16 protein-coding genes are annotated in these 15,563 nt (G+C 69.7%); 3 read left to right on the top strand and 13 right to left on the bottom strand.

The window, feature by feature from the left end:
• Positions 1-18: 18 nt before the first annotated feature.
• Both BZB76_RS26645 and BZB76_RS26640 read right to left on the bottom strand, forming a co-directional pair.
• The gene (locus BZB76_RS26645; RefSeq protein WP_121437164.1) at positions 19-1,587 is read right to left on the bottom strand and encodes a phage tail sheath family protein; all 1,569 of its coding nucleotides are present in this window, start codon (positions 1,585-1,587) and stop codon (positions 19-21) included.
• Positions 1,588-1,727: 140 nt separating this feature from the next.
• Entirely contained in the window at positions 1,728-2,567 is an 840-nt protein-coding gene (locus BZB76_RS26640) for a toxin glutamine deamidase domain-containing protein (protein ID WP_246007267.1), read from the bottom strand.
• A gap of 387 nt (positions 2,568-2,954) precedes the next feature.
• Between BZB76_RS26640 and BZB76_RS26635 the strand changes: the two genes are divergently transcribed.
• Positions 2,955-4,412: a COG1470 family protein gene (locus tag BZB76_RS26635; RefSeq protein ID WP_147449552.1), complete on the top strand. Its 1,458-nt coding sequence runs from the start codon at positions 2,955-2,957 to the stop codon at positions 4,410-4,412.
• 73 nt (positions 4,413-4,485) lie between these two features.
• Here BZB76_RS26635 and BZB76_RS26630 read toward each other — a convergent pair whose 3' ends face one another.
• Entirely contained in the window at positions 4,486-4,878 is a 393-nt protein-coding gene (locus tag BZB76_RS26630) for an ATP-binding protein (RefSeq protein WP_211343201.1), read from the bottom strand.
• Positions 4,879-4,913: 35 nt separating this feature from the next.
• Between BZB76_RS26630 and BZB76_RS26625 the strand changes: the two genes are divergently transcribed.
• The gene (locus tag BZB76_RS26625; protein ID WP_121437161.1) at positions 4,914-5,822 is read left to right on the top strand and encodes a Scr1 family TA system antitoxin-like transcriptional regulator; all 909 of its coding nucleotides are present in this window, start codon (positions 4,914-4,916) and stop codon (positions 5,820-5,822) included.
• Complete coding sequence (locus tag BZB76_RS26620; protein WP_121437160.1) at positions 5,813-6,001, top strand: DUF397 domain-containing protein; 189 nt, start codon at positions 5,813-5,815, stop codon at positions 5,999-6,001. Before BZB76_RS26625 ends, BZB76_RS26620 begins: the two co-directional genes overlap by 10 nt.
• Positions 6,002-6,182: 181 nt before the next feature.
• Here BZB76_RS26620 and BZB76_RS26615 read toward each other — a convergent pair whose 3' ends face one another.
• From BZB76_RS26615 to BZB76_RS26570, 10 genes are all read right to left on the bottom strand, one after another.
• Positions 6,183-6,968 carry a GNAT family N-acetyltransferase gene (locus tag BZB76_RS26615; protein WP_170180759.1) on the bottom strand — a complete coding sequence of 262 codons (786 nt, stop codon included), beginning with the start codon at positions 6,966-6,968 and terminating at the stop codon, positions 6,183-6,185.
• Between the two features lie 148 nt (positions 6,969-7,116).
• Positions 7,117-7,302 carry a hypothetical protein gene (locus BZB76_RS26610; protein ID WP_121437158.1) on the bottom strand — a complete coding sequence of 62 codons (186 nt, stop codon included), beginning with the start codon at positions 7,300-7,302 and terminating at the stop codon, positions 7,117-7,119.
• A 78-nt stretch (positions 7,303-7,380) separates the two neighbouring features.
• A complete protein-coding gene (locus BZB76_RS26605; protein ID WP_121437157.1) occupies positions 7,381-8,502 on the bottom strand; it encodes a radical SAM protein in 1,122 nt (373 codons plus the stop codon).
• Positions 8,503-8,654: 152 nt separating this feature from the next.
• Entirely contained in the window at positions 8,655-9,542 is an 888-nt protein-coding gene (locus BZB76_RS26600) for a helix-turn-helix domain-containing protein (protein ID WP_121437156.1), read from the bottom strand.
• Positions 9,543-9,563: 21 nt separating this feature from the next.
• Positions 9,564-10,097, bottom strand: a complete 534-nt coding sequence (locus BZB76_RS26595) for a DUF6879 family protein (RefSeq protein WP_211343199.1) — start codon at positions 10,095-10,097, stop codon at positions 9,564-9,566.
• The gene (locus tag BZB76_RS26590) at positions 10,063-10,449 is read right to left on the bottom strand and encodes a hypothetical protein (protein ID WP_147449550.1); all 387 of its coding nucleotides are present in this window, start codon (positions 10,447-10,449) and stop codon (positions 10,063-10,065) included. Before BZB76_RS26590 ends, BZB76_RS26595 begins: the two co-directional genes overlap by 35 nt.
• A 143-nt stretch (positions 10,450-10,592) precedes the next feature.
• The gene (locus BZB76_RS26585) at positions 10,593-12,584 is read right to left on the bottom strand and encodes an ATP-binding protein (RefSeq protein ID WP_121437154.1); all 1,992 of its coding nucleotides are present in this window, start codon (positions 12,582-12,584) and stop codon (positions 10,593-10,595) included.
• Positions 12,581-13,195: a Pvc16 family protein gene (locus tag BZB76_RS26580; protein WP_121437153.1), complete on the bottom strand. Its 615-nt coding sequence runs from the start codon at positions 13,193-13,195 to the stop codon at positions 12,581-12,583. Before BZB76_RS26580 ends, BZB76_RS26585 begins: the two co-directional genes overlap by 4 nt.
• Positions 13,195-13,812 (bottom strand): helix-turn-helix transcriptional regulator, encoded by a 618-nt coding sequence (locus tag BZB76_RS26575; protein WP_121437152.1) that lies wholly within the window; start codon positions 13,810-13,812, stop codon positions 13,195-13,197. Before BZB76_RS26575 ends, BZB76_RS26580 begins: the two co-directional genes overlap by 1 nt.
• Positions 13,809-15,347 carry a peptidase inhibitor family I36 protein gene (locus BZB76_RS26570; protein WP_147449549.1) on the bottom strand — a complete coding sequence of 513 codons (1,539 nt, stop codon included), beginning with the start codon at positions 15,345-15,347 and terminating at the stop codon, positions 13,809-13,811. Before BZB76_RS26570 ends, BZB76_RS26575 begins: the two co-directional genes overlap by 4 nt.
• Positions 15,348-15,563 lie beyond the last annotated feature (216 nt).

The raw sequence follows: 15,563 nt of genomic DNA, 5'->3' as shown, positions 1-15,563 counted from the left end.
TCTATTGACGGGGATGCCTTATTCCTCTAGTTCGCCGCCGCCGGAAATCTGCGCCAGCCGGAACACGACGAACTCGGCGGGTTTGACCGGTGCGACGCCGATTTCGCAGACCACGCGGCCCAGGTCGACCGACTCGGGCGGGTTGGTCTCCTCGTCGCACTTGACGTAGAAGGCCTGCTCCTCGCTGGCGCCGAACAGGGCGCCGTCGCGCCACTCGGTCACCAGGAACGCGGCGATGTTGCGGCGGATCCGTGCCCACAGCGCGTGGTCGTTCGGCTCGAACACCACCCACTGGGTGCCGAGCAGGATCGACTCCTCCAGGTAGTTGAAATACCGGCGGACGTTCAGGTAGCGCCAGGCCGGGTCGGACGACAGGGTCCGCGCGCCCCACACCCGCACACCGCGGCCGGGGAACGAGCGGATGCAGTTCACGCCGATCGGGTTGAGCAGGTCCTGCTCGCCCTTGGTGACCTGGAGGCCCAGGTCCACGGCGCCGCGGACGACCTCGTTGGCGGGGGCCTTGTGGACGCCGCGCTCGACGTCGCTGCGGGCCCAGATGCCGGCCAGGTGACCGCTCGGCGGGATCAGCCCGGTCTTCCCGGACGACGGGTCGAAGACCTTGATCCACGGGTAGTAGAGGGCGGCGTAGCGCGAGTCGTATCCGGCGGTCTCCTGCCGCCATTCGTGGATCTGCCGGGCGTTCAGGCCGGGTGGCGGGTCGATGATGGCCACCCGGTCGCCCATCAGCTCGCAGTGCGCGATCATGCCGAGCTGGACGGCCTTGACGCCCTCCAGGTCGATGGCGCCGCGCTGGAAGGCGCTCATCAGGTCCGGGGCCGCGACCATGGTGACCGCGTCGAGGGCCTCCAGCCCACCGAAGCCGGTGCGGTCGGCGGCGTCGCCCAGGTAGTGCTCGGGGGTGACCGCCTGGCCGTCGGCGGTCGGCGCGGCGGGCGCCGCGGGGACGGCCAGCGTCACGCTCTGGTTGTCGGGCCTGGCGATCTGCCCGGAGGCCGCCTCGGTCACGGTGATGAGCTTCGAACGCTCCTTCACCTGCGTGACGATGTAGGTGCGGGTGTTCTTCTTGGTCGACACGTTGAAGCTCTCCGCCACCGTGTCGTCGACCTTGACGATCAGCTTGAACCGGTCGTCGGGCTTGTCGCCGCCCTTGTCGCCGCCGTCGATGTCGGCGACCTCGACGGTGACGGTCCCGCCGGCGCCGGAGGGGAGCGCGGCGACGCTGAACCCGCCGAGCCGGGAGGGCGCCGCCGCGGCGATCTCCTTGGGTCCGGCGTTCGCGCCGTTCCGCGCACCGTTCTGCGACGCCCCGCCGACGCGGACCACGTAGCAGGTGCTGCCGCCGTTGTTGAGGAACCCGTACACCGCGTGGGCGAGGTAGTAGCCGTCGGTGAAGTCCCCGAACGAGGCGACGTACTGCGACCAGTTGGTGACCAGCACGGGTTCGTTCAGGGGGCCTTCGGGAGCGAATCCGACGAAGGCCGCCACAGCCGTGCCCACCCCTTCGATCGGGCGGGCCCCGCTGGCCACCTCCTCGACATAGACGCCGGGTGACAGGTACGTGGGCATTGACAGCTACTCCCCCGGTTGGGACGGATGTGGGTTCATCGAAACCCTGCCGTCCAGCCGCCCTCGCCGGAACGTCCGTCCGTCCCAACCGGAGGGCACCGTCCGCTGCCCGCGCGACCCTCCGGCGGCCCTTTCGGGGCTCAGAACAGTCCGGTCCGTATGGGTTGAGGCGCGGCGATCGGTGCTCCCTGAGGCGTGAGCGTGATCGTCATGAAGAGGTCGCCGTTGTACATCGGCTTCGAGCTGACCCGCCCGAGTTGCGGGTCGATCCAAACCACCTTGTCGTTGTGGTTGACACCGCAGACGGCGTGGACATTCTGGGACTCCACTCGCCTGAACACCACGATGCTCGACGCGCCGTGCCCCGCCTCCTTCAGTCGGGTCGCCACGGCCTCCCACACCCCATTGACCTGCTCCTGCGGGCCGGCCACATCGTCATCGGTCTTCCATTCGGTCTGCAGCCAGGCCTTCGTCCGCTCGTTGCCGCCGGCCTCCACTCCGGCGCCGGCGATCGAGGCGGCCGCGGTCGGGTTGCCGGACCACGAGGCGATGAAGCTCCGCGCGGCGTCGATGCAGTTGCGCCGGTAGGCGTCCGTGGGGTCGTCCCGCTGGGAGTTGATCCCCTTCACCCAGTCGGCGGCGGTGGAAGCGGAACCGGCGGGAGCGTCGGAGTCGGGACGGGAAACCTTCTTGAACGCTCTGGATATGCCCTGGACGAGGGAGAAGCCCAAGGTGGTCGGGTCGGGAAACTGCGTGTAGACGCCGTCGGACGAAGGGAAAATGTTCTCCAGGTTCTCCTGGTCCTGCGGGTCGGGCGGGGCCAGATTGCTCGTGCCGTAGTCCCGCGGGAAGTCCGGCAGGGCGCCGATCGGCCTGGTCGGGACTCGCTGCACGGTCACCCCGGGCCCGTGACCGGGCCGCCGGCCCTCCACCGCCTGGGACGCGGCCGCGTTGCCCGCGGACCGCTGGAGCGCCAGCATGTCGGACACACCTAGAGGTTGGCCGGGGATCGCGGGGTTCGCCCGCTCCTCGCCCGCGCGCGCGGATGTGGCCGATGGGGCACGGGCCCGGGATCGGGACCGCTCTCGCCGTTCACTGAGATCCATGGCAACATCACCTTCCTGCCGTTTCGTCGTACACCTACCGGGTGGGGCGCGTCAGCGGGAGGGTCCGGAAGGGCACCATCGCGGGACCTCCCGGCCGCCCGCTCGGCCGTCCGGTGCCAGAACTCGGGTGCCGGACGGACGCGGCCACGGCACGTGCGCGCACGGCGGGGCACCGCGCGGCCGTACGGGCAGGGAGGCGTGCATCCGAAGGTGCACGCGGGGACATACCGGTGCTTTTCACGGCGGGCTAGCGTCCGATCGGTGAGCATTTGGAGTTCTCTCGACCCGGCGTCGGCGACCGTGGACCCCGGCGACGCCGCGACCGTCACGTTGAAGCTGCGCAACACGACCGATCTGGTCGAGGAGTACCGGATCGGGGTCGCCGGCGGGCCCGGCATGTGGGCCCGGGTGGAGCCGCGGACGCTGCGGCTCTACCCGGGCACGACCGGAACGGCGGAGATCACCTTTCGGCCGCCGAGGACGCCGGACGCGGTCGCGGGCGGGCACCCGTTCGCGGTGGAGGTGACGCCGACCGAACAGCCCGCCGGCAAGACCGTCGTCGAAGGACACCTGACGGTCACGCCGTTCACCGAAGTGCGGGCGGAGCTGCTGCCGCACACCGTGCGCGGCCGGTTCCGGGCCAAGCCGAAGTTCGCCGTGGACAACCTCGGCAACACCCGGTTGACCGCGTCGCTGACCGGCAAGGACAACAGCGGGCGGCTCGGCTTCGAGTTGCGTCCGGCCCACGTGCAGATCGAACCGGGCCGGGCCGCATGGGTCCAGGGACGGATCACCCCGGGCGCCATCACCTGGTTCGGGCACCGCGAGTCGCACCCCTACACGCTGAACGTGCTGCGCTCGGGGGTCGAGCCGGTCGAGGTCGGGGGCGTCTTCGTGCAGGGGGCGGTCATGCCGCGCTGGCTCCTGGGGTTCCTGGGCCTGCTGGTGGCGACCGCCGTCGCGTTCACCATCGCCTGGTTCACGTTCACGCCCAAGTTCGGTTCACGGGCGAGGGACGGCGCCATGGTTCCGGTGGGCAACCCGCTGAGCCTCCCGGGTGACAAGGCCCCGCCACCCGACCAGGAGCCCCGGCAGGAGTCCTCGGCCCCGCCCGAAGGCGGCGGCGCCGAGCCTCCCCCGGCGGGCGAGGGCGACGGCGACGGCGAGGAACGTCCCCTCGGCGGCCCCGGGAACAACCTGTTCTATCTGAGCAAGTCCAGCCCGTGGCCCGTGCCGCCCGAGCCGGGAGAGGAGCCCGCCGTCTGGAGCTTCCCCGTCAAGAGCCCGGGGTTCGAGCGGGTCGGCGACACATGGGGGTGCACGTGGAGTCCCGTGCGGTACACCCTCTGCGGCATGAACGACACCTACAACCCGGACACCGAGACGACCTTCGACTTCTGGGTGCGCTCCAACGGCGATCCCGACGCCAGCGTTTCGGTGATCTTCGACTGGAACTTCGACGGGGACAAGGAGGTGCTCCAGCGCCGCCAGGTCTTCAAGCCGTTCAAGCTGGAGCCGAACCAGGAATGGCAGAAGTACACCGAGGAGGTCGGCCTGGAGTTCGCCGAGGGCGAGAACTTCCAGGACCTGAAGGGCGGCAAGCTGAGCGTCGGGTTCTGGGTCAGGTCGGGCGACTCCCCGATCGAGGTGCGCTCCAACGTCCCGGTGGACCAGGAAATGATCGCCGCGCTCCGCATCCCCTTCGACCCGATCCCCTAGCCCGTCGTCTCGGAGGGGCCGGGTTGGGGGACGCGGAGGGGCGGCCCCCTCCGACCGCCCCTCCGCGTGATCTTCACGGGTCGATGACCGCGAAGACGACCTTGCCGGCGTTGCCGGACAGGGGACGGACGCCCCAGCAGCGGCAGAACTGGTCGACGATCAGCAGTCCCCGGCCCGCCTCGCTGAGCGCGTCGGTCTCCCGCAGGTTGGGCAGATCGGTGGTGGGGTCCTGGACCTCCATCCACAGCGCGCCATCCTCGGTGCGGCCCAGCCGCAGGGTCACGTCGTCGTCGGGTGTGGAGGCGTGTTGGAATGCGTTGGTGACGAGCTCGCTCGCCACCAGGCACGGGACGAAGTCGTCCATGCCCCACTGACCGGTGACCAGCCGCACGAACCGCCGCACCTCCCCGACCACCCTGAGGTCCTGCTTCACCACCATCGCGTTCTCCACGGCCGCCTCGCCCATGATTTCTCCTCACTGTGTGTGACGTGGGGAATACAATGCGCCATTTTCGAGTTACGATGTGCCTACCGCTGACAGGTGGAAGGCAGTGGTATCTCATCCCCCGAGCTCGACAGATTCCGCCGAGAGGTAGGACCATGCCCCCGCGACGCCAACGCCCCCGCGAGTCGCCCGCCCTCGTCGCCTTCGGCCGTCAGATGCGCCGGTTGAGGGAGGCCAAAGACGTCAAGCAGGAGACCATCGCTCATCTAACGAAGGTGAGCGGCCCCCAGGTCAGCCGCATCGAGACCGGGAAGAAGCGCGCCACACGGTCGTTCGTGATCGCAGTGGACGACTACCTGGAAGCGGGCGGCTCCCTCATCAGCTTGTGGGAGGACTTGAACAAGGACGGGCACCCGGTACCGCTGTGGTTCGACTGGCCACAGGTAGAGGCCGACGCGGCCATGCTGGTCTGCTGGCAACCCTCCGTGATCCCTGGGCTGGCCCAGACCCCGGCCTACGCATTGGCGCTGTTAGGAGGCAACCAAGAGGCCGCAGACGCCCGCATCAGCCGCCAAACCATTCTCACCGCAGACACGGACTCCACTCCGCCGATCGTCGCGTTTCTGCTCGACGAGCACGTGCTCCACACCCCTGTGGGGACGCCCGAGACGATGCGGGAACAACTCCAACACCTCTTGGAGCTGAGTTTCTTGCCCAACGTCACGGTTCAAGTAGTGTTGTCTAGTGGCCAGCATGAGGGCGTTTTAGGCGCTTTCGTGGTTGCGACGATGGAGGATCGGAGCGAGATCGCGTACATCGAGACAGCGATCCGAGGTATCACCACGGACAACCCGGCCGATCTGTCTAGCCTGGCGCGAACCTTGTTCGAGCTCCGTTCTCGTGCGCTCTCGCAGGAGATGTCGCGTGAACTGATCCGAGAGGTCATCGAGGAAAGATGGACCTGACAAACGTCAAGTGGCGCAAGAGCACACACAGCGGGCCCAACGGCGGTGAGTGCGTCGAACTGGCGGACGTGGCCGGGGTGGTGGCGGTGCGGGACAGCAAGGACCCGAACGGCCCCATCCTCCTACTGAACCGCACGACCCTGCGAACGGCCGTCCAGTCCACCACCGACATGCACTGACCAGCAGCACCAACCACCCGGCGACGCGGGTGACAGGCGGCTGGAATCGTCCAGGACAATGCCGTGCCCCCGGTCGCCCGGCCAGACTGGTCGCGCAGCGCGCCTACTCATCGCCATGAGCCGTCCCGCATTGGTGATCCGTGTGCTCCAAACGGGTCCAGGCGGCGCGACCGCCGGAGCGCTACATCTGGCAGACGTATCCGTGTGTCTCCAGCCCCTCGGAGACGTAGAGTTCTTCGGCGGCGCTGCCGCGAGACGCTTGGAGCACCTTGACCTCGGCGCCACGGGCGCGTCCCCAGGCCATCGACGCCCGCCAGAGGCTCCGGCCGTGACCACGGCCCCGGTACGCCGGGTGTACGGCGAAGTAGGCGGGCTGCTGGATCGCGTGGCCGTCCGGCCCTGCGACGGTCGTGAGTGGACCGACCGCTCCGACGATCCGATCGTCGGTGACCGTGACGAGGGTCGGGCCGTCCTGGTGCCCGGCCTTCATCCGCTGGTAGAGGAACTGGAAGCCGTCCGGCCCGATCTCGTCGGCGAACGCGCCGAATGTGTCAGCGACCGGGCAGTCGGTGAGGGGGTGGACGCTGCGCGTCAGTCGCTCGTCATCGGAGGAGAAGCGTTTGACCATCACCCTGCCGCGTGCCCCGTCCGGACGGTCGGAGAACCAGATCACTCTGCTGCCGACCCCGGCGCTGTGGAACTTCGCCAACCGGTCGCCCAAGCGCGCCAGTGCTGGGAGGTCGGGCTCCTTAGCGCTGTAGTGGTAGACCTTCACCAGGCCGCCGCCGCGCGTGCTCAGCGCAGGGACGTTCGTCTCCGTGGCCGTGTGAACGATGTCGCCGACGAGGACCCGTTCGTCCTTTGTGGCCGTCCACCGGCGGTCCTTGTCGAACGGGAGGAATTGGCCGGTGCGCGCAACGTCGAGAACGGCGTCGAACAGGTCGGTACAGACGGTCTCAGGTGGCATCGGGCCGAGCGTCGGAACATACGGGACGCGTATCACGGGCTCAAGCCAGTCACAGCGAAATCCCATGTCCCGAAGGCTACCGAGCGTCCCACGTGGCAAGGCCCCGGATCACCGAAACGGTCCGGGGCCTCATCAGAGGTGAGCAGGGCTAGAACGGGTTGTCGTCCCCTGCCGCACAGGAGCAAAGGTTGCCCTCCGACAGGTCGTCGACGTTAGCGATCAGAGTGATACCGGGCGCCTCGATCGCGACCCTCACGGCCGGGACGGCCAGGGCCACGGCGGACGGCTCGACCGTTTTGGGAAGGGCCTGGTCGGAAGTGGTTGCGGTGGTCATGTCTGCCCTACCTTTCTTCGTACGGGTTGACCGAGCCATTCGTAGGGTTGGGGCACCCGGGGGCTCTGGGTGTGGCTGTCATGTGCTTGCCGCCTCCTTCTCTCGGTGCTGGCAGTACGTTGCCAAGGGGGCCTTGGCCTTGCGATAGAGCTGCACGAGCGGCATGCAGGTACCGCAGGTTCCCTGGAGCTGACAGCCGGTGCAGCCGCCCTGCCGCAACAGCAGAGAGTCGGCGATCACTCCCAGGCCGCGCAGTCCTTCGACGCCTTCGGCGATCAGGTCAATGTTCGGGTCGCGCCCCACCTTGCAGATGGACGCCTTGCCGAACGGGTTGACGTGGAAGAACGTGTGCCCGGCCTTGCAGCCGGTGAAGACCTTCCGCTTTCGCAAGTGAGCGGCGGACTGGGTCGGGAGCGTTTCGTCCCCGCCATAGATCGTGGGCACCATGTTGGTGTACTCGTCCATCGGCGCGCCGATCTGCTCTGCCATCGCGCGCATCAGGTCCACCTCGTCCGCGTTGTCGTGAGTCACGATCATCGACAGCGAGAGGGGCAGCCCAGCCTCGTGCGCAGCGGCCAGGCCCTTGGAGAAGAGCCGGAACGCGCCTCTGCGGCCGGTCGTCTTGTCGTAGCCGGCTTCGGTCCCGCCGTAGACGCTTAGGGTGATCCGGTCGGGCGGACGGTTTGCCAGCAGATCGAGAATTCCCGGCAGGAACAGCCGCGAGCCGTTGGAGAGCAGCGTGATCATCATGCCCAGGTCGTAGGCGGTGGTATAGGTCTCGACGAACAGCCGGTCCACCATGGGCTCGCCGCCCGTCATCTGGAGCCAGAGCACCCCGGCGTCTCGCAGGGTGAGGAGAAGTTTGATGCGGTCCTCCAGCTCCAGCCCCTCGAACTTCTTGACGCCGAGGTAGCAGTGGGGGCACCCGTAGTTGCAGCCCAGGTTCAGCTCCCACGACGCCCGCCCGTACCCGAGGCCGGGATCGTCACGTACCAGGACGTGAGGTGAGAGCGCCTTGCCCTCCAGTTCGACCCCCCACGCCTTTCGCGCGGCGGTGGCCAGCCATTTCGGGGCCGGTGCGTCCGGGGCGGCCTCGGCGAGCTCCCGGTACCGGTAGGCAGGCATGGTCCCGCCTGCCTTGCTGCCCGGTTTGACCATGACGTGGCGTCCCATGTAGGGACTGACGATAATCTCGTGCATTGGCGGCGAGGAGGGCGATTTCATAGCTCATGCGCCATTTGGGTGGGCCTCCGGATCGGGCGTTGAGGAAGAGTCGTGTAACCTGACTCGACCCTGACGCAGGGCAGCCCAGACGGACCACGATCGTGCAGAACCTTGCAGCAGTTTCTGTTTCACGAGTAGTACTTGGAAGCCGCCTGGAGGATCGCGCGGGCTTCACCGCCGTAGACGGCAAGCTCGGCGAGCGTGTTGAAGGCACTCTCATAGATCTCGATTTCGGACCGTTGAGTGATGGTCACCTCGGCCGTGAGGAGTTCGGTGATCACTCTCTCGGTGTCGTAGATCCAGAAGGACTTGGGTACCCAGAGACGGCCGGTGCGGTCCGCGGTGAAGGGAATGATGCCCAGGAGGACGTTGGGCCACTCGGTGACGGCGGACAGGCGGGCGAGCTGTTCGCGCATCACGGCAGAGCCTCCGAAGCCGACCCTTAGGGCGGCCTCCTCGATGAGGACGATGAAGGTGCGGGCGCCCGAGCGCATGACGTGTTGGCGCTTCAGTCGTGCGGCGACGGCTTCGGGGAGATCGTTTCGGAGCTTCTTGAACGCGATGACAGTCCGCAGCATGGCTGCGACGTAGCCCTCGGTCTGAAGGACTCCAGGGATGACGCTGGTTTCGTAGATCCGGAACCGTTCGGTACGTTCCCACAGCGGGACGTAGGATTCCTGGACGCTGCGCAACCCGGCTCTCTCGCGCCGCCGCCACTCGACGTACGCCGAGGAGACGTTCAGCATCTTCTGGATGAGGTCGTCGGCCCGATCCGGTGCTCCGCAGAACGCGCACCAGGCGCGGATGTCGTCCACGCTCGGAGAGGTGACGAGCGTGAGGATCTTCGAAGTCTTGGAGACATCCCAACCGGCGTGGCGCGCCAGCTCAGCCCCGGACGACCCCGACCGCTTAAGAAGCTCACGTAGATCGTCGGCGAGTGCTTTGCGGGCTTGCTGGACAGGCGAATCTGCTGGCGGCCGAGGCGGGTAGAGGCGACCGGGCTGCTTGGGCGACATGGCGGAGGGGACAGGCGTGGATCAGAGCACGAATTCCTCGTGCGGTGTAGCCAATGCCCACAGCGCGTCGAATGCCTCGCTGATGGCCTTGGCGAGGTCGATGTTCTCCGTCAAGAACCTGCCGTTCGGACGTCCGTCGCCATCGAAGAGGTTGAACATGATCCGCTCACGGTCGGTCAGCCAGAAATCGTTCGATGGCACGAATAGGCCGGCAGCATCCTCCCGTGGCAGCCAGCGCACGTCTTCGCCGGCTTCGACGGTCTGCCAAGTGCCGGCGTGCTCGAACCGGATGTAGTCGGTCGGGGGCAGCGATACGACCCGAAGACGTCGAATGACCACACCGCGCCCCACGGTGTCGGTGACGAGACTCTGCCAGTAGCTTTCGCGAGGGGGACGTGGCTTGTCCTGGTTCTCGCGCCAGTGCTGGTATGCCGGGCTCTCGGTGTCCACGGCATAGGAGTCACGAAGTTCGAGGTGGTCGAGCGTGGTGGTGGCCGAGCCGAAGAGTTCGGTCCACCCCTCACGGTCCAGCAGCGGGGGAAGCTTCTCCAACACCGTCGCCCCCTTCCAATTCGGCCAAGGCTCGGCGGAGGGCGGGGATCATCCGATCAGGCACGCGGATGACCGTCTCGTGTCCAGGTACCGTCCGGAACAGTTCCTCGACCGCCTTTAAGGTTTCGTCGTCTGCGATCCACGACTGCATCACGATCTCACGCCTGGCGCGGTCGATGAACACGGTCGGCGACTGGCCCTCTTCGCTGCCGGGATCGGTCCCTATGAACTCTAGAGGCATGTCCGTCTCCACACTTCCGCGATGCAGCATCGTGCAACGCCATCTTTCCGCCGAAGGTCGACCACCCAAACCGGGCTGGCCGCGTGCGGCCAGACGCAGCGAGGTCGCGTACATGGAGACGACGGTACGAGGCATCACGACCGACCACCCCTCGGACCTCGCTAATAGGGTGTTCAGGTCTTCGTCACGGTGCCCAAGATCGATGCACCTCAGGCCCACCGAGTAGCGACGAGCAGCCGCGGCCCCGACGGTAGGGATCAGGTGGGGATGTCGCCGGGCAGCAGGCGGCCCAGTTTGCGGTACTCGCGGCGCGCGCCGGCCAGCAGGTCCTCCATGGCGACCGGACGGTCGGCGGCGGCCGCGAGGTAGCCCGCGGTGACGGCCGCGCCGCGGATCGCGCCGCCCGCCAGTTCGAACTCCCGCGCGCACCTGTCGAGGTCGACGTCGTCGGCGACGGGGACCGGCGGGGCCAGGCAGTGCTCCCACAGCGCCCGGCGCTGTGCCGCGTCGGGGAACGGGAAGTCGATGACCAGGTCCAGGCGCCGGGTGAAGGCGTCGTCGATGTTGGCGCGCAGATTCGTGGTGAGCACCGCGATCCCGCCGAACGACTCCAGCCGCTGCAGCAGATAGGCGCTCTCCAGGTTGGCGTACCTGTCCCGGGCGTCCTTGACATCGGAGCGTTTGCCGAACACCGCGTCGGCCTCGTCGAAGAGCAGCACGGCGTCCATCCGGTCCGCCTCGGTGAAGATCCGCTCCAGGTTCTTCTCGGTCTCGCCGACGTACTTGTCGACCACGGCCGGGAGCTGAACGACGTACAGGTCCAGGCCGGTCTCGGCGGCGAGCACCTCCGCGGACATGGTCTTGCCGGTGCCGGACTCCCCGGCGAACAGCGCCACCACGCCGCGGCCCCGGCCGCCGCCGCTGCGCAGCCGCCACTCCCCGAGCACCAGGTCGCGGTGGCGGGCCCGCTGGACGAGTTCGCGGAGCTGCCCCGCGGGTTCGTCGGGCAGCACCAGGTCGTCCCAGCCGACCGCCGGCACGATCCGTTCGGCGTGCTTGTGCAGGCCCCCGGAGTTCTGCAGCCGCGCACCGCGGTGCAGGTGCGCGGCCGCCAGGGGCGCGCCGTCGAGTGCGGCGTAGTCGCGTGCCGAGCGCACCGCGCGGCGGATCTGGTCGGTGGTGAAGCGGTAGGTGGCGGTGGCCTCGTCCAGGTCGAAGCCGAGTTCGCCCGGCAGTTCCGCGTGCCACGCGCCGGCGGCGTGCTCCCACGCCGGAGCGTCCAGGACCAGGGGTTGCGTCTCGGTCCACCCGGGGTCGAACGGCTGCGGCCCCGCCAGCAGCACCGGCACCCGTGCGGACGCCTCCGCGAAGGCCCGCACCAGGGCGCCGTCCGGCAGCGGCCCGGCCACCACGGCGGCGCCCCGCATCGTGGCCTCGCGCAGCACGGCCGGGACCAGCGCCGCGTCCAGCCGGGCCGGGTCGGCGACCAGCACGGGCAGCCCGGCGGACGCCGCGGCGGACCGTGCCGCCGCGACGCCCGAGCCGGGACGGGCCTCGTGCAGGTAGACCAGCGGCGGATGGTCGGCCCGCAGCCGGGCCGCGAGCCCCGCGAGTCCCGTGGGGTCCGCGGCGGCGGCATCGGCGTCGGCCGGCCGGACCACGCCGGCCAGTTCGCCGTCCGGCGTGTCGTCGCCGAGGAGGAACGCGGCGACCCGGTCGGGGACCTGGAGCGCGCGGCTCAGGAACGGACGGTCCCCGTCCTGCACGACGACGAGACGACCGGCGATCAGCGGAGCGCCCACCGCGAACCGGGCCCGCGCCCGCGCGGAGGCCACGGCCGTGCCGCACAGGTCCAGGGCGAGGCCGACGGAGGCGCGGCGGCGGCTCACGTCGTCGTTGAGGTAGCCGTACAGCGGCTCGAACGTGCGGTCCACGTCGGGCGCGAGCGCGACGAGCAGGATCTCCAGGTCGAGCTCGGTGAGGCCGAACGCCCCGGCGAGCCGGTGCAGGCGGCTCCCGGTGCCCGCGGTCTCCGCGAGCTCCTCGACGGCCCGTTCGTACTCCCCGTCGCGGGACGGTCCGGCGCCCGGTCCCGCGGCCAGCCGCAGTGCCGTCTCCGGCGTCACGTGCAGGCCGCGGAACGGGTCGGCGGCGGACGGGTCGGCGCCCGACCGCGCCTCGACCAGCAGCCGGACGCGGGTGCGGAGCGCCTCGACCCGGGCCAGCAGGTAGCCGGTCGAGTCGGTCACGCCAGTGACTTCCGCCGGGTCTCCGACACCCCGTGCCCGCCGTCGCGCACCGTCACCTCCAGCTCGGTGACGGGCGGTCCCGCGGGGATCTGCGGCGACGCCGGGAACGGCGCGACGACCACGAGGTCCAGCGACGGTTTCAGTTCACCGCCGAGCGCCGACCACAGGTCGCTGATCGACCGTGGGTCCATCGGCGGAACGGCCGCGAAGATCGGGATGGACATGCCGGCCGTGGCCAGCAGGCCGCCGGGCGGCACCATGTCGGCGGGCAGCGTGTCATGCCGCAGCAGGCAGCCCAGCACCGCCGACAGCAGCCGGTGCTCGTCCTCGGGCCGTTTCGTCCACGCGGTGATCAGGTAGGAGAGCCGGTAGAGGCGGGGCGGCTGCCGGTAGCGGGTCACCCGGCCGTTCTCCTCCCGCACGCGGACCGGCCCGTGCTCCCGGCGCGCCACGTCCTCGCGGATGTCGTAGAGGTAGGCGTTGACGGTGGGGGTGTTGCGCTGCGCCGCCCAGTCACGGGTCGGCGCGTCGAAGACCAGGCGCACGTCACCGCCGCCCAACGCGCGGGTCGTCACCAGCTTCCGCAGCGCCTCGTCGACCTCGTGGAACATCAGATGTAACCCTCGCGGAGGGCGTAGGCGACCGCGTGGGCCCGGTTCCGCAGCTGGAAACGGGTCATCAGGCCGTGCAGGACGTTCTTGACGGTCCGTTCCGAATAGGCGAGCTTCCCCGCTATCTCGGACGTGTCCAGGCCATCCGCGATGAGGCAGAGCACCTCGCGTTCCCGTTCGGCGAGTCCGGTGGCGGTGAGCCCCTGGGCGTCCATGCGGCGCTGGATCCGGGCGACCTGCTTGAGCAGGCGGCCCTGGAGGTCCGGGGGCAGGCTGCCGTCACCGCCCGCCACCGCGACGATGGCGCGGGCGATGCCGTCGGGCCCGGCCTCACGCCGCCACAGCACCGCGACGACGCCGCACTCCACGATCTCCAGTAGGTGCGCCTCCTTCAGATCGCTGACGATCAGCACCGGACGGGCGCCGATCGACCGCGAGAACCGCCGCAGGACCCCCTTGACCTGGTCGTCCACGGCCTCGGCGACGACAACGGCGACGACGGCGTCGGCCTCGGCGACCAGGGTCAGCTCGGGGCGGCGGCGCAGCCCGCCGACCACTCCCTCGTAGGTGATGGGGTCGGGCGCGTGGACCGCCACGGGAATCGTCTCCATCGTCATCCGTCCCCTCCACCGGTACCGTCCGAAGCCGAGCCGTCCGAGCCCGAGTCGTCCGAGCCCGTCCCGGCCGAGCTTGAGCTGGAGCCTTTGCTGCCGACACCGACCGGAGTCCGGTCCGGGCTCTTCCCGAACACCTCGGCCGGCGGCACGACGGAGCCGCCGAACCGGACGCGCCACACCGTTCCGGCGCCGTCCGGCAGGCCGACGGCGACGACCGCCGAACCGGGCGGGATCTTGCCGGGAACCTGCATGCCGTCGTTGATGAACACGACCCGGGCGAGTTCGGTCCCCGCCTCCGCCTCGACCGACGCCTCCGGCGGGAAGCCCACCGTCCGGACGCGGACCCCCTCCCGCCACGGGCTCTCCCGCAGCCGCCGCGCCAGCGTCACCGCGGCGCCGCGGGCGGCCTTCCGATGGCCCGTCAGCGCGACCGGCCCCGGGAACGCCGCCAGGTTCAGCCACATGCCGGGACGCACCGGCACCAGCAGCGGATACGGCGCGAGCCGGTCGGTGCCGGTGGTGAGCCCGTCGATGTCGGAGACGAACAGGTGCCAGGTCCTCCCTCCGGGAGCGACCCGCCACGGCCCGGGAGCCTCCACGTCGGAGGCCGCAAGATGCAGGGTCACCTCGGTGGCGTCGATGGTCACGGCGCGTACCCGCGGTACATCACGTCCGTCCTGTTCGCACCAGTCCGCCATGCACAGCAGCGCGTGGTGGACGCGGAAGATCGCGCCCGGGTCGGTGGCGGTCCGGGGCACCGGCCCGGCGCCGTAACGCCGCAGGCCGAACAACCATCCGCCGATCCCGAGCCCGGCGAGCGCCAGGAACGCCACCACGGCGATCGCGAGCGCCGGCGGGACACCGTCGTCCTTCTCGGCGGCGGCCCTGGGCACGGCGAGGGGCGGCGCTTGGGGCAGCAGCGACGACGGGGCGACCATGGGCGGCAGGTCGAGCTTCGGTGACGCGCTCGGCTTGACGGGCTTCTTGGTGGGCTTGGGTTTCCCCGACGGGGACTTCGGAGCCTCACGTTCTCCGGTCTCCTCGTCGCCCTCCGGTGTCGGTTCGGTCTCCGGGTCGAACCTCACCGGCCGGGGCAACGCCCCGCTTCGGGGACCGGTGCACGCCTCGTCGCGGCCGGGGTGGATGCGCAGGGAACTGACACCCGCGCGAAGCCCTCCCACCCACGTCCCGGGCGGCAGGCACGCCATCATCCCCCGGAACTCGATATCGTCGTACAGCCCGACGAAGCTGCTGGTCCGGTTGCTCGCCGAGCGGGTCGCGTCGTTGAAGAAGGACCAGTTCTCGTCCATCTTAAGGTCGGTGTCAGGGTTGTTGGTGGCGATGAGCCCGCCGCCGTCCTTCAGGTCCGGTTTCCCGTACAGGCACCACCAGCCGTCATCGTCGCGGCACGTCGTGTCGGCCCGCGCGTCGGCCCGGACGGCGCCGCCCGGGAAACCCACCACCGCGAACGCCACGGCCAGCACGCCGCACACCGCACCGGCCCTCGACCATGGGCCCGGCAACGCGTCCCTCATGCCCCGCTCGACCCCCGAGCCGCCGGAACGCCCGCGTTCGCTTCCATGGCCGACCACCGCTCACCCTCGACGGCGTCCACCCCGACGCCCCGGCCCCCGGTTCGCCCGGCGCCCCCCGCGCGACGGCCCCGCGGGCCGCCGCGTTCACACGTCGACTTCATGGGGATCAGCCTCGCGAACCCCGTTCTCCACCGCAGCCCCGTAGGCTGCCCAACC

It is taken from the genome of Actinomadura pelletieri DSM 43383 (genome assembly GCF_003634705.1).
Taxonomy (GTDB): domain Bacteria; phylum Actinomycetota; class Actinomycetes; order Streptosporangiales; family Streptosporangiaceae; genus Spirillospora; species Spirillospora pelletieri.
The sequence above is the reverse complement of the archived record's forward strand: the minus strand, read 5'-3'. Positions and strand labels throughout refer to the sequence as shown.